We start from the raw sequence: 517 nt of genomic DNA, 5'->3' as shown, positions 1-517 counted from the left end.
ACTCCTTGATCTCAGGCGACATTGCTGCCTTTGCCTGCTTGACCAACTCAGCAAATGCTTCTTTATCATTCACAGCGATATCCGCCAGAACCTTACGATCCAGGTCGATTTCAGCACGTTTCAAGCCATTCATGAATACACTATAGCTCATGTCATTTGCACGAGTACCTGCATTAATGCGGGCAATCCATAAACGACGGAATACGCGCTTGCGCGTTTTGCGATCTCGATAGGCATATTGGCCTGCTTTGGCGACCGCCTGATTGGCGACTTTATAAGTCCGGCTTCGTGCACCACGATAACCTTTGGCCTGTTTTAATATCTTCTTGTGGCGTTTTTTTGCGGTAACGCCGCGTTTTACTCTAGGCATTGTTTCGTCTCCTGATTAGGCGTAAGGCAACATTTTTTGGATCGATGCTTTATCACTGGAATGAACTAATTCCTGTGAACGCAAATGACGCTTACGTTTAGTGGATTTCTTGGTCAGGATATGACGAAGATGAGATTGTGAGCGCTT

At 46.0% G+C, this 517-nt stretch carries 2 protein-coding genes; both read right to left on the bottom strand.

The window, feature by feature from the left end; genetic code table 11:
- The coding region (gene rplT, locus GY683_RS01595; RefSeq protein WP_297287088.1) for a 50S ribosomal protein L20 at positions 1-370 on the bottom strand (370 nt) is incomplete at its 3' end.
- Between the two features lie 15 nt (positions 371-385).
- A partial coding sequence (locus GY683_RS01590; protein ID WP_297287089.1) for a 50S ribosomal protein L35 occupies positions 386-517 on the bottom strand: 132 nt, incomplete at its 5' end.

The sequence above is a fragment of the Moraxella sp. genome (assembly GCF_024227015.1).
Taxonomy (GTDB): Bacteria; Pseudomonadota; Gammaproteobacteria; order Pseudomonadales; family Moraxellaceae; genus Moraxella.
The sequence above is the reverse complement of the archived record's forward strand: the minus strand, read 5'-3'. Positions and strand labels throughout refer to the sequence as shown.